Below are 13,356 nucleotides of genomic sequence, written 5' to 3'. Positions count from 1 at the left end.
CTTGATATTTTTAATGCAGGAGCATCATAGTTGAATACCTTACTCTGGCTACCTTTACTGCCCTTATTAGGTAGTTTAGTTCCCCTTCTTACAGCGCGTTACAGTCGTAATGTCTGTACATTATTCACCGCCATTCTCCCTTTTATTGCTTTATTACTTGTCGCTGAAATGACACCGGATGTACTCAATGGCGTAAACCATTATGCAGCCGCTCAATGGATTCCTCTGTTAAACCTAAACATTGCCTTTCGTTTAGACGGTTTATCACTACTATTCTCCATTTTGATCTTAGGCATTGGGCTACTGGTCATTCTCTATGCCCGTTATTACCTATCACCTAAAGACTCGATCGGTAAATTTTATTCATTCCTAATGTTATTCATGTTCTCAATGTTAGGCGTCGCACTATCTGACAACTTGCTGCAGATGTGGATGTTTTGGGAATTAACCAGCATAAGCTCCTTCTTACTAATTAGTTTTTGGGGCCATAAGTCCGAAGCCCGTAAAGGCGCTCGCATGGCCCTTACCATCACGGGTGCAGGTGGCTTATGCCTTCTAGCCGGCATTATCATTTTAGGTAATGTAGTAGACAGCTATTCTTTGCAAGTCATTTTAGAGAGCGGCGAGATAATCCGCGCCCATTCTGCTTACCCAGTCATTCTGGTTTTATTCCTACTGGGTGCGTTCACAAAATCAGCACAATTTCCATTCCATTTCTGGTTGCCACATGCCATGGCAGCACCTACACCTGTCAGCGCCTATTTACACTCAGCCACCATGGTAAAAGCGGGCATCTTCTTGATGGCTCGAATGCACCCTGTTTTGGCAGATACTGAACTCTGGTTTTTAATTGTAAGTTTAACGGGTTTAACCACACTCTTACTCGGGGCCTATATCGCCCTATTTAAGCACGACTTAAAAGGGCTACTCGCTTATTCCACAATCAGTCACCTAGGTCTGATTACCTTGCTATTAGGTTTGGATACACGTCTTTCTACCGTTGCCGCACTGTTCCACATTATTAACCACGCAACCTTTAAAGCTTCGCTTTTCATGGCTGCAGGCATCATTGATCACGAGACAGGCTCAAGGGATATGCGCCAGTTGAATGGCTTGTGGAAATACATGCCACATACCGCGACGCTTGCTATGGTCGCAGCCTCTTCTATGGCGGGTGTGCCATTGCTAAACGGCTTCTTATCTAAAGAGATGTTCTTCACTGAGACATTGCACCAAGCCGCCCTTGGTTCATTGTCTTGGATGATCCCGGTATTAGCGACAGTGGGTGCTGTGTTTGCGGTAGCCTACTCAATGCGCTTTGTACACGATGTATTCTTCAATGGTGAACCAATAAACCTCCCTAAAACACCTCATGAAGCACCAAGATACATGCGAGTACCAGTCGAAATATTGGTAGCCTTGTGCTTGTTAGTGGGTATCTTCCCAGGCTTTATTATTGGCGATTTATTATATGCCGCCTCCTTGGCCGCTATAAATGGACCCGTACCTGAATACAGCCTTTCCATTTGGCACGGGTTTAACTACCCATTATTAATGAGCTTTGTAGCGACAGCGGGTGGATTAATCATCTACTACTTCAGGCAGCATTTGTTTGCCTTTCAGGCAAACTTTGCTGAGACTGATGCAAAACAAGTTTTCGATGACATTGTTAAGAAAGCCATGAAACGTGCAACAAACCTCTTTAACTTATTAGAGAACGGCTCGTTACAAAGGTACAACTTTTTACTCATCAGTTTAGCTGCCATTATGATGGCGGCACCACTTATGGACTTAAGTGCCACATTAGGTACACGCCCAGAGTTGCCATACAACATTGTAGATGTGACCGCAGCCATTCTATTAGTAATAGGCGCGCTCACAACCGCGATTTGCCATAGACACCGTATGCTGGCATTGATCTCTCTATCCATAGTTGGTTTTATCGTCTCATTAAGTTTTGCTCGCTTCTCAGCACCTGACCTTGCTTTGACGCAGTTGTCTGTAGAAGTGGTTACCGTCGTATTGTTAATGCTGTCTTTGTTCTTCTTGCCACAAAGAGCCCAAAAGCAATCCAATCCTAGACGACTTATTCGTGATTTGAGCATCTCAGCTGTTATGGGTGGCCTAATAGGTACCATTTGTTATGCCCTACTTACTCGCCCTCTCAGCAGTATCTCAGATTTCTTCATCGCCAACAGTAAAACCGGCGGCGGTGGCACCAACGTTGTTAACGTTATCCTAGTTGATTTCCGTGGTTTTGATACCTTAGGGGAAATTACCGTTCTAGGTATCGCAGCCCTAGGTATTTACAAGCTAATTGCCCGCATGAAGCTCTTTATGCCGAGCAGTGACTACAAAGGACGTCCTTGGTCGAATGATGGACACCCTATGATGTTGGCTGTCTTATCACAAAGCTTATTACCTATTGCGTTACTCGTGTCAGCATACATCTTCTTCCGTGGCCACAATATGCCTGGCGGTGGCTTTATTGCAGGTCTGATCACCTCCGTTGCCATTATCCAGCAATACATTGCACACGGTGTTGATTGGATGAAACACAGAGTAAAAGCCGATTACCAAATCCTAATCGGCAGCGGCATCGCCATTGCCGCATTAACTGGTGTGGGTAGCTGGGCATTTGATAAGCCTTTCCTCACCTCTTGGTTCGATTATTTTTACTGGCCTGTTGTTGGTAAATTTGAATTAGCCAGCGCCATGATTTTCGACTTAGGTGTTTACCTAACAGTGATTGGTGCAACCATGCTCATCTTGGCTAACCTCGGTAAATTAACCACCAATGAACGTCCTATTCAAAAGGAGGAAGAATAAATGGAAGGCATTTACGCTTTTTGTGTTGGTATGCTAACCGCATGCGGTATCTTTTTAACGCTTCGTGGACGCACCTTCTCCGTTGTTTTAGGGCTGACTATGTTGTCTTATTCGGTGAACTTATTTCTCTTTGCCAGCGGTCGCCTCTCGATCAACAGTGCCGTCATATTAGGAGAGTCTGAGATCTATGCAGACCCTCTACCTCAAGCCCTAGTACTGACGGCTATTGTTATCGGTTTTGCTATGACAGCCTTCGTAATGATTCTTGCTATGAGAGCACGAGCAGATTTAGGTAATGACCATGTTGATGGAAAAGACTCAGATGAAATCGCTGCGTCTATGACACTCAATAAAAGAGGGGAGTCAAACTAAATGCAACACTGGACAATTCTTCCTATTTTACTGCCTTTACTCGTTGCATCTGCGATGCTATTACCCCCCCTATCCTCAAGGATACAGTGGTTACGTATCGCATCTATCAGCACCTTAGTTATACTGACTATCCTTGCTGCACTACAAGTGGCTACCGTTGTTTCTGAAGGCACTCAACTTTATATTCTAGGCGGATGGTCACCGCCTTTTGGTATTGTTCTGGTTGCTGATAAAGTGTCGGCCTTATTGGTACTTCTTACCAGCTTCCTTGCCCTGTGCTGCATGATTTATGCGTGCGCCGATCATGACAAGGGTGGTGAGTTCTTTCACCCTCTTTTCCTGTTCCAAATTATGGGTATCAATGGTGCCTTTCTAACGGGTGACTTGTTTAACCTCTTCGTCTTTTTCGAAGTATTGCTGATCGCCTCTTATGCTCTATTAGTACATTCTGGTGGTAAAAACAAAACACAAGCAGCAGTCCACTATGTGGTTATCAACTTGCTTGGCTCTAGTTTATTCTTGTTCGGTCTCGGTATTCTTTATGGCACATTAGGTACACTGAACATTGCCGATATGGCAGTTAAAGTCAGCCAACTTCCAGAAAGTGAAACCATACTTGCAAAAATTGGTGGCTTACTTTTGTTAATAGTATTTGGCCTTAAATCTGCCATGCTGCCATTACAGTTCTGGCTTTCTAAAACCTACTCTTCAGCAAGCGCACCGGTTGCTGCATTATTCGCTATCATGACAAAGGTAGGTATATACAGTATTTTCCGTGTCTTCACTGTGATATTTGGCGACGATGCTGGCGAACTCGCCAACTTTTCGGTTGATTGGTTATGGCCTCTCGCCATACTGACCATTTCGATTGGATCATTAGGCGTATTAGCAAGCCCAACCTTAAAACTGCTTACCTCTAATTTGGTTGTTGTCTCCGCTGGTACCTTACTTGTTGCCGCGGCACTGCACTCTGAACTTGCCATCGCTGGCGCGCTTTATTACATAGTACACAGTACATTAGTGACAGCAGGCCTTTTCCTATTAGCTGATGTGATTGCAAAGCAAAGAGGACAAGCAGAAGACAGACTCGTTAATTCTAGAGCGCTGTCTCAGCCAAAACTCATTGGATTTGGTTTTGCTATATTAGCCTTAACCATTATCGGTATGCCGCCCTTCTCTGGCTTCATAGGTAAGGTGATGGTACTGAACTCAGCTGAGACCATGGCAACACGCTTATGGATCTGGCCAGTGATTCTGATGAGCAGCTTGATTACCTTGGTAGCATTCTCAAGAGCAACATCTAAGCTCTTCTGGAAAACACCCAATACTAAAAACACGGCGGTTGAAAAAGCGCATCCTTACGAAGTAACTGCCATAGTCTTACTCATATTAGGCGCACCTTTACTTGTGCTCTTCGGAGGCCCAATGACAGAGTACGTCATACAAGCCGCTGCTGACCTCCATAATATGGATGTCTCCGTGTACCCATTACTGCCTGAGGAATCATAATGAAACAGTCTAGCTTTCGCATGTTCCCTATGCCTTTTCACAGCATGCTACTCTTTGTTATTTGGCTGCTATTAAACAACAGCCTTTCGGCTGGGCATTTACTACTGGCAACGATTTTAGCCATCATTATCCCTTGGGCCGTCAGTAGCATGACAACAGAACGCCCTAGAATCAAAAAGCCAATGCTTGCGATTTCTTACGTGTTTCTCGTGCTTAAAGACATTATTAGCGCGAACTTTTCAGTGGCACTATTAGTGGTTGGCCCACTCAAAAAATTAAGCCCTGGATTCGTTGCTGTGCCATTAGATATCGAAACTGAATTAGGCATCACCTTACTTGCCAGTACAGTGTCTCTAACACCAGGAACAGTTAGCGCAGAGATCTCTGAAGATCAAAAGTGGCTCTACGTTCACGCTCTGCACTTAGATAATTCAGAAGAGTTAATCTCAGAAATAAAATCTCGTTACGAAGCACCACTGAAGGAGATATTCGGATGCTAGATATAGCCATTCAAATCGTAGGACTCATCTTGTGTGCCTCTTTAATATTGACCTTATATCGCTTGCTAGTCGGGCCTAAGCTACCTGATAGGATTCTTGCGCTGGATACCATGTTTATCCACGGTATCGCTTTGATACTCCTCTATGGTATTGCCATTGAGAATGCCATTTACTTTGAAGCAGCGCTACTCATTGCCATGCTTGGATTTGTTAGTACATCAGCCTTGTGCAAATACTTGCTGCGCGGCGACATAATAGAATAAGAAGGTAACTATGAATTTTTATGTAGAAGCAATTGCATCAGCCATACTCATTTTTGGCGGTGTATTCTTATTAGTTGGCTCTATCGGTTTAGCACGCTTACCCGATGTTTATATGCGTTTACACGCTCCAACTAAGGCGACCACATTAGGTATCGCAGGTGTGCTAATCGCATCTTGCATTATCCAATCTTATCGCCAAGAAAGCCTGTCTATCAGTGAATTGTTGATCACCTTATTCTTGATTATTACCGCACCCATTGCGGCGAATATGATAGCTAAAGCGGCCCTTCATCACGAAATAGACCCTATAGATAGAACCACAGGCCAAGAGCTCATCACCACAGCGAAAGAAAGAACCTCTCCAGCACCAGAAGCTGAAGAAGGGAAAGAAACGACTTAAGAGAGCTCGTAAAGCATGACAGCTTGGCCTGAGGTTCAACCTTAGGCCAAGCCTTAAACAAAGTAGTTAGCTCAACATGATGACAAACTGTCAGCCCGCCTATTAACGTTATTCCCCTCTCCAATCCGCCTTTACAAGTTCACTAAACATCCAGCCTTCTTCAAGGCAAACAAGTAAAAGCTAATATCAAGAAGTCGTATTAAGAGTGAACAAATTTGAAGCAATTAGCTCCCTCATCCTTGAGAGAGTTTAACTGTGAGATATAAATTTAGGAAAGCAGAGCTTAAACCGCCTGATTTAATCTAAGAACAGCTTTTAGGCGTAACCCACACCTTGTGCCATCAAAACTGCTAAGAGAGGAATAAAGACTAACGCAACCAATTCCAGACGCTTCAAGAGAATGACTTTGGTAGGCACAAGCACCTCACTCTCAACATTCTTTCTGTTTTTGACAAAAAAGATGGTTGGCATAATAGATAGAAGAGCAACAAACAAAAACAGGCTAAACTTAATATGAAACACCATGTTTTTTGTATAAAAGTCACTGGGCTTTCCAACCCAAAGCCACAAAGACAGACCCGTCAGCAAAATCACTATCGCACTAATACCATAGAAAGCATCAATAACCGCAAGCTTTCTCAACTGGCCGCCACTCAATTGCTTTGACAGAAACACATTCTGGCATACCAACATAGAAGCAAGTGAAATAATGCCAATAAAATGTAGGTATCTGACCACTATATCTTCCATATAACATACTCCAATCGCATAGTTAGACCCGCATAAGATCTATGTAGACTCAGTTTTTTGCAAGCAAAAAGCCTATTTCAAAAGTAATATTTTGCAATTAGGTATATAGGAAGCCCACGATAAATGCACTTATTCTCAGCCATATCAAAAAACTAGCCAAATAAGAGGCCTCTTTCTGAAAAACACAAAGAGGCTTCCATAACAATATGTTTCCTTGTTATGTGTTGATTAATGGTTTTTGAGTCAAGTTGGCTTAAAAGATTGTTAGGACTGTAAATAAATATGATGGATTTTGATATTAAACTATTGAAACCTTGCCTCTAATACTCACACAACCCTTGTTCATAGTTGAAGCGTCCACCGCTATCAAGACAAGTATCGACCTTAATAAATTCGCTGTTTTTAAATGCAGTGAAACCTATAACAACGAACAATATAAAAAGCGAAATCATGATCACTTTTAATCGATGCTTTTTTGCAAAAGCTAAGGCCACAAAAGTTCTGAAAAATTTAAAAAACATAGGAGTTTTATGTAATTATTACTAGTTAAAGACTGTATCCATATTCCCCTAACACCCTCCTGCTTTAGTTCCAACAGAGGTGTATTAAAGGGACAATGAAATTACTTGCTCATTATGCTCAAGAGTAGTTTCAGATTAAACATAAGAGTTTATAAAACCAAATATGGTAAAGGCGATAAATTTATTCATTGTGAGTTATGCCATTTTAAGAGGCTGATAATTTTGGCTAAAATATTTAGCGAAGCGAAACTGAGCCAAGCTTTAGCAGTCCCGCTTGATTGTCTTGTTAGTCATACTTGGCACTATAAATAAGGCTCATACCACTTAAACTGTAACTCCAAAGAGTTTAGATAATCCTTATTTAGCCTTATTGTACAGCTTGCCCCCATAGAACTTGCACCATTCCCACCTGCTGCTGCAGACCATTCATATCTACATTGCCGCTCTTTGTATGAATCGAAAGATTTTACGGATTTTTTAAAAAGCTCGATTGTTTCATTTCGAAATTCTGGCTCTTGGTCCCAGGACTTAATTTTGTTAAGAAGCTCCTCTTGCTTTGCTCTAACTTCTTTTGCTGAATTATCCGCCTTTTGGGAAAGACAAGCTCTAAAGCCAACCTGATCAATTGCTTTATCACATGAAGAAGAAACATAAGATGTAAAAAATATAAGTAGTGATGCTATAAACAATTTCATCTGTATTCCTAACGTCAAAAGAGCCCGCACCTACGGCGTCGTGTTGTTTGTTTTGTTATGCTTTTTCAGCAGTATATTAATGCCATCTTCTAGGGCCGAAATGAATAGGCGTTGCTTTTCTTTATTTTGTATGTCTTTTGGAAGAAAAGAGGCTATTTCAAAACCTGATGTGTCTAGAGCCTTTAAGAAAAAGGAAATTGTTTCAGATTGGCCAGAATCGGAAAAACTAAAATTTCTTGGCAAATAGAAGCCTTGCTTTCCTGAAATAACTCTTTCAAACCCCATACTAAAATCTTTTATGAATGCGGCTACTCTCTGCTCTTTTGTACTAGGATCATTCCTACAATTACCCCATAGGAGCCACGGAAGAGTATCAACTGAGAAATGACCTAGAGGTTGCTCATAAGGATGATAATAATTAAAGGATGCTTGATTAATACAGTCCGTAACTAAGGAACCAGTGCCATCAATTGCCTTACCATTATCATCAATGTCAAATTTAAATACTGCTTCTTTGTGCCCATCTTTATGAAGGTACACTTGATTATGTATTTCTCCATTCATTTGATGAGAGTGGAGCTCTTGAGTATTTGCTAGAATTGTAAAAATGGTTGCCGAGTTGATCTTAGTTTCAATGTCTTTAAGGCTTTCTGCATTTAAGGCTCTAAGCTCAAACATGTCTCTCATCTGGTGAGGTATTTCAGGCTTATCATCTGCTATTGAATTTACAGAGTAAAGAAGGCAGAGAATAACTGTAACTTTAAAGTTCATAAATGCCCCAGAGAATAACGCCGCAATAAACGACAAATTGAGTTGGCAAAAATAAGTGAGGCACGAACAAAAGCCAACTGTAATTTGTCCGACTTGAAATCCTTGTTATGATTTTTTATCTAAAATCAGGCTAGAAATTAATTCTAATTGCTTAACCAAAAGGAGGTTCCAATCTGATATTAATATACTGATTTCAGCTTCACGAAAAACAGTACCACTTTCATGATTGTCACTATATCCCATAACTTTTCCTTGCCTCATAGCAAGGCGATTAAAAATAAAGCTATGTTCTGACTTACCTCTACCTCTGTTTGGTGAATGCGCCGAAAAATCATTTCGATAAGCTACTACATTGACGGCTCTAATTTCATTAATATTTTCAGATATACCTAATTTTTCGCAAATAACCAGTATCGCCTGTTGCTGCATGTAGCAAGAATTAAGAACCCCATAAAAGAATAGATACAGCTTTCCATTAGACTCTTTACTAAGGTCAATTTGAGAAAACTCATGTTTAGCTAACTGCGTGTCTTCTAACAAGTAGAAAGAATCAATTATTGAGTGGTATGATTTCTCATCAGTTACTTTGAGGAATCTGATTAAATCTTGCGCTGTAGAATCAAATTCTTCAAAGACATCAGATATTGATTCACGTATTTCACATATAAGTTCATCAATTTTATTCAACGCGAGATCACCTTAAAACATAACAGCTTAATAATGCGTCCGATTTATCTTCCGCACTCAAAACGTCACATCTACTTAATTATTTTGAAGAAAGATCACTTATCAACTGAAAACCTTCCTAGCTAAACGCGCATGCGCGTTATCTCGATTCCTATTTTTGCTTGTCGGACACGGTTTTTTATCATGCCCTTATAATAACTAGTTGATTCTACGTAATTAAAAAGTGAACACAATTACAAGATCTATCACTCTAGGCAAATGTCAGCGCAGCACTTTCTGAAAAAAGCATAATTCTATCTTAGGCAAGACTAATTCCCATGCTCTGCGTGGGAATACATAACCTTGAGCTCCAGCTCAAGTATGTTGGGTAGTATTGAGTGCCTAGCCAGTAGAGCTGACGAGTATGCATTCCCACGGAGGACCATGGGAACGAGAGGTAGGCGGCTTATGATGTGTCTTTCGATAAATTACAGACAAAAAAAAGCCTGATCAATGATCAGGCTTTTTACTTATCTTTAGAGAGTAATCTTGATAACGACCTACTCTCACATGGGACCTCCCACAAAAACATCAGAGACACCACTTTCACTTCTGGCTCTCTATTCGGGAAGGGGATGGGATCAGGCGGTTCAGTCGTTGTTGCCTCTTACCTTTACCTAGTAAATTTCAGGCAAAAAAAAGCCTGATCAATGATCAGGCTTTTCGTATTTTAATCTTGATAACGACCTACTCTCACATGGGAACTCCCACACTACCATCGGCGATGTCACTTTTCACTTCTGAGTTCGATATGGGATCAGGTGGTTCAATGACTCTATGATCATCAAGAAATTCTGTTTGTCAGAACAAGCTCTGTTTATGGCTTATTCATTGACGAATTCATTGTCTTTAACAATAACTTTCTGAATAGTGACGATAACCAAGCCTCAAACCAGCTTGCGATGTTTTACCATCTTTTTAAATCGTAATATAACGCTAAACCATTTTGGCGTTATATGGTCAAGCCTCACGAGCAATTAGTACAGGTTAGCTCAATGCCTCACAGCACTTACACACCCTGCCTATCAACGTCGTAGTCTTCAACGGCTCTTTAGGGAACTTAAAGTTCCAGTGAGATCTCATCTTGAGGGAGGCTTCCCGCTTAGATGCTTTCAGCGGTTATCCCGTCCGAACGTAGCTACCCGGCAATGCCACTGGCGTGACAACCGGAACACCAGAGGTTCGTCCACTCCGGTCCTCTCGTACTAGGAGCAGCTCCTCTCAAATCTCAAACGTCCACGGCAGATAGGGACCGAACTGTCTCACGACGTTCTAAACCCAGCTCGCGTACCACTTTAAATGGCGAACAGCCATACCCTTGGGACCGGCTTCAGCCCCAGGATGTGATGAGCCGACATCGAGGTGCCAAACACCGCCGTCGATGTGAACTCTTGGGCGGTATCAGCCTGTTATCCCCGGAGTACCTTTTATCCGTTGAGCGATGGCCCTTCCATACAGAACCACCGGATCACTAAGACCTACTTTCGTACCTGCTCGACGTGTCTGTCTCGCAGTTAAGCGCGCTTTTGCCTTTACACTCTTCGCATGATTTCCGACCATGCTGAGCACACCTTCGTGCTCCTCCGTTACTCTTTGGGAGGAGACCGCCCCAGTCAAACTACCCACCACACAGTGTCCTCGATCCCGATTAGGGACCTGAGTTAGAACCTCAAACATACCAGGGTGGTATTTCAAGAGTGGCTCCACCAAAACTAGCGTCTTGGTTTCAAAGCCTCCCACCTATCCTACACAAGTAGGTTCAAAGTTCACTGTGAAGCTATAGTAAAGGTTCACGGGGTCTTTCCGTCTAGCCGCGGATACACAGCATCTTCACTGCGATTTCAATTTCACTGAGTCTCTGGTGGAGACAGTGTGGCCATCGTTACGCCATTCGTGCAGGTCGGAACTTACCCGACAAGGAATTTCGCTACCTTAGGACCGTTATAGTTACGGCCGCCGTTTACTTGGGCTTCGATCAAGAGCTTCGCCGAAGCTAACCCCATCAATTAACCTTCAAGCACCGGGCAGGCGTCACACCCTATACGTCCACTTTCGTGTTTGCAGAGTGCTGTGTTTTTAATAAACAGTCGCAGCCACCTGGTATCTTCGACCAATCTCAGCTTAAGCAGCAAGTGCCATCACCAAAATCGGCGTACCTTCTCCCGAAGTTACGGTACCATTTTGCCTAGTTCCTTCACCAGAGTTCTCTCAAGCGCCTTGGTATTCTCTACCTGACCACCTGTGTCGGTTTGGGGTACGGTTCCCATATATCTGAAGCTTAGAAGTTTTTCCTGGAAGCATGGCATCAACCACTTCACCCAAAAGAGGGCTCGTCATCAGTTCTCGGCCTTAAGGCAACCCGGATTTACCTAAGTCACCAGCCTACCGCCTTAAACACAGACAACCATCGCTGTGCTGGCCTAGCCTTCTCCGTCTCTCCATCGCAATATATGCAAGTACAGGAATATTAACCTGTTTCCCATCGACTACGCATTTCTGCCTCGCCTTAGGGGCCGACTCACCCTGCCCTGATTAACATGGGACAGGAAACCTTGGTCTTCCGGCGGGGGAGTTTTTCACTCCCCTTATCGTTACTCATGTCAACATTCGCACTTCTGATACCTCCAGCCTGCCTTACAGCTTGACCTTCAACGGCTTACAGAACGCTCCTCTACCATGCCTAGTAAACTAAGCATCCGTAGCTTCGGTGTACAGTTTAGCCCCGTTATATCTTCCGCGCAGGCCGACTCGACTAGTGAGCTATTACGCTTTCTTTAAAGGATGGCTGCTTCTAAGCCAACCTCCTAGCTGTCTAAGCCTTCCCACATCGTTTCCCACTTAACTGTAACTTTGGGACCTTAGCTGACGGTCTGGGTTGTTTCCCTTTCCACGACGGACGTTAGCACCCGCCGTGTGTCTCCCGTAATTGCACTCATTGGTATTCGGAGTTTGCATGGGGTTGGTAAGTCGGGATGACCCCCTAGCCCAAACAGTGCTCTACCCCCAATGGTGAGATACGAGGCGCTACCTAAATAGCTTTCGAGGAGAACCAGCTATCTCCGAGCTTGATTAGCCTTTCACTCCTATCCACAAGTCATCCCCGCATTTTTCAACATACGTGGGTTCGGTCCTCCAGTTAGTGTTACCCAACCTTCAACCTGCCCATGGATAGATCGCCCGGTTTCGGGTCTATTCCCAGCAACTATACGCCCTATTAAGACTCGGTTTCCCTACGGCTCCTCTATATGATTAACCTTGCTACTGAAAATAAGTCGTTGACCCATTATACAAAAGGTACGCAGTCACGGAACAAGTCCGCTCCCACTGCTTGTACGTACACGGTTTCAGGATCTATTTCACTCCCCTCACAGGGGTTCTTTTCGCCTTTCCCTCACGGTACTGGTTCACTATCGGTCAGTCAGGAGTATTTAGCCTTGGAGGATGGTCCCCCCATATTCAGACAGGATACCACGTGTCCCGTCCTACTCGATTTCATTAAAAGGGCATTTTCGTATACGAGGCTTTCACTCTCTACGGCGGCACTTTCCAGAGCCTTCTACTAACACCAATCTAACTTAAGGGCTAATCCCCGTTCGCTCGCCGCTACTTAGGGAATCTCGGTTGATTTCTTTTCCTCCGGGTACTTAGATGTTTCAGTTCCCCGGGTTCGCCTCGTATGGCTATGTATTCACCATACGATACCCGCAAGCGGGTGGGTTTCCCCATTCGGACATCTCGGGATTAACGCTTGTTTATCAACTCCCCCGAGCTTTTCGCAGATTACCACGTCCTTCATCGCCTCTGACTGCCAAGGCATCCACCGTGCACGCTTGGTCACTTGACCATATAACCCAAAAGGGTCTATATACCAACGAGCTTTTGTGTCTCGTTGGATTTACGATTTGAAAATCACTCTAGGTTAAAGAGTGTTTCCACCGGTTTGACGCTTGATTATCGTCTTTGAAATGACTGACGAATTGTATAAATACAATCAAATCAATCATTTCGATCTATTCAAAA

Annotated in this window: 10 protein-coding genes and 2 rRNA genes; 6 read left to right on the top strand and 6 right to left on the bottom strand. The window is 43.2% G+C overall.

Annotated elements, in window-relative coordinates; all coding sequences use genetic code 11:
* The first annotated feature begins 30 nt into the window (after positions 1–30).
* The 6 genes from Q0A08_RS00060 to Q0A08_RS00035 are packed head-to-tail and all read left to right on the top strand — an operon-like array spanning position 31 to position 5,873.
* Positions 31–2,829: a monovalent cation/H+ antiporter subunit A gene (locus tag Q0A08_RS00060; protein ID WP_438464099.1), complete on the top strand. Its 2,799-nt coding sequence runs from the start codon at positions 31–33 to the stop codon at positions 2,827–2,829.
* Positions 2,830–3,201: a Na+/H+ antiporter subunit C gene (locus Q0A08_RS00055; protein ID WP_438464098.1), complete on the top strand. Its 372-nt coding sequence runs from the start codon at positions 2,830–2,832 to the stop codon at positions 3,199–3,201.
* Positions 3,202–4,710, top strand: a complete 1,509-nt coding sequence (locus tag Q0A08_RS00050; RefSeq protein WP_438464097.1) for a monovalent cation/H+ antiporter subunit D — start codon at positions 3,202–3,204, stop codon at positions 4,708–4,710. It abuts the gene before it with no gap.
* Positions 4,710–5,210 carry a Na+/H+ antiporter subunit E gene (locus Q0A08_RS00045; protein ID WP_438464096.1) on the top strand — a complete coding sequence of 167 codons (501 nt, stop codon included), beginning with the start codon at positions 4,710–4,712 and terminating at the stop codon, positions 5,208–5,210. Before Q0A08_RS00050 ends, Q0A08_RS00045 begins: the two co-directional genes overlap by 1 nt.
* Entirely contained in the window at positions 5,204–5,473 is a 270-nt protein-coding gene (locus Q0A08_RS00040; RefSeq protein WP_046018141.1) for a K+/H+ antiporter subunit F, read from the top strand. Before Q0A08_RS00045 ends, Q0A08_RS00040 begins: the two co-directional genes overlap by 7 nt.
* Positions 5,474–5,483: 10 nt before the next feature.
* Entirely contained in the window at positions 5,484–5,873 is a 390-nt protein-coding gene (locus tag Q0A08_RS00035; RefSeq protein ID WP_438464094.1) for a Na+/H+ antiporter subunit G, read from the top strand.
* A 315-nt stretch (positions 5,874–6,188) separates the two neighbouring features.
* Here the strand turns inward: Q0A08_RS00035 and Q0A08_RS00030 are convergent, their stop codons facing one another.
* The 6 genes from Q0A08_RS00030 to Q0A08_RS00005 all read right to left on the bottom strand — a co-directional run bounded on the left by Q0A08_RS00030 (position 6,189) and on the right by Q0A08_RS00005 (position 13,180).
* Positions 6,189–6,623: a DUF2214 family protein gene (locus Q0A08_RS00030; RefSeq protein ID WP_438464093.1), complete on the bottom strand. Its 435-nt coding sequence runs from the start codon at positions 6,621–6,623 to the stop codon at positions 6,189–6,191.
* Positions 6,624–7,446: 823 nt separating this feature from the next.
* Entirely contained in the window at positions 7,447–7,839 is a 393-nt protein-coding gene (locus tag Q0A08_RS00025) for a lysozyme inhibitor LprI family protein (RefSeq protein ID WP_438464092.1), read from the bottom strand.
* A gap of 30 nt (positions 7,840–7,869) precedes the next feature.
* Positions 7,870–8,610: a hypothetical protein gene (locus tag Q0A08_RS00020; protein ID WP_438464090.1), complete on the bottom strand. Its 741-nt coding sequence runs from the start codon at positions 8,608–8,610 to the stop codon at positions 7,870–7,872.
* Positions 8,611–8,715: 105 nt separating this feature from the next.
* On the bottom strand, positions 8,716–9,297 hold the full coding sequence (locus Q0A08_RS00015) for a hypothetical protein (protein WP_438464089.1): 582 nt from the start codon (positions 9,295–9,297) through the stop codon (positions 8,716–8,718).
* Between the two features lie 713 nt (positions 9,298–10,010).
* Positions 10,011–10,125 (bottom strand): 5S ribosomal RNA (rrf, locus tag Q0A08_RS00010).
* A gap of 167 nt (positions 10,126–10,292) precedes the next feature.
* Positions 10,293–13,180 (bottom strand): 23S ribosomal RNA (locus Q0A08_RS00005).
* Between the last annotated feature and the right edge of the window lie 176 nt (positions 13,181–13,356).

It is taken from the genome of Marinomonas sp. PE14-40 (assembly GCF_051623805.1).
Taxonomy (GTDB): Bacteria; Pseudomonadota; Gammaproteobacteria; order Pseudomonadales; family Marinomonadaceae; genus Marinomonas.
This window is presented reverse-complemented; position numbering and strand designations above follow the sequence as displayed.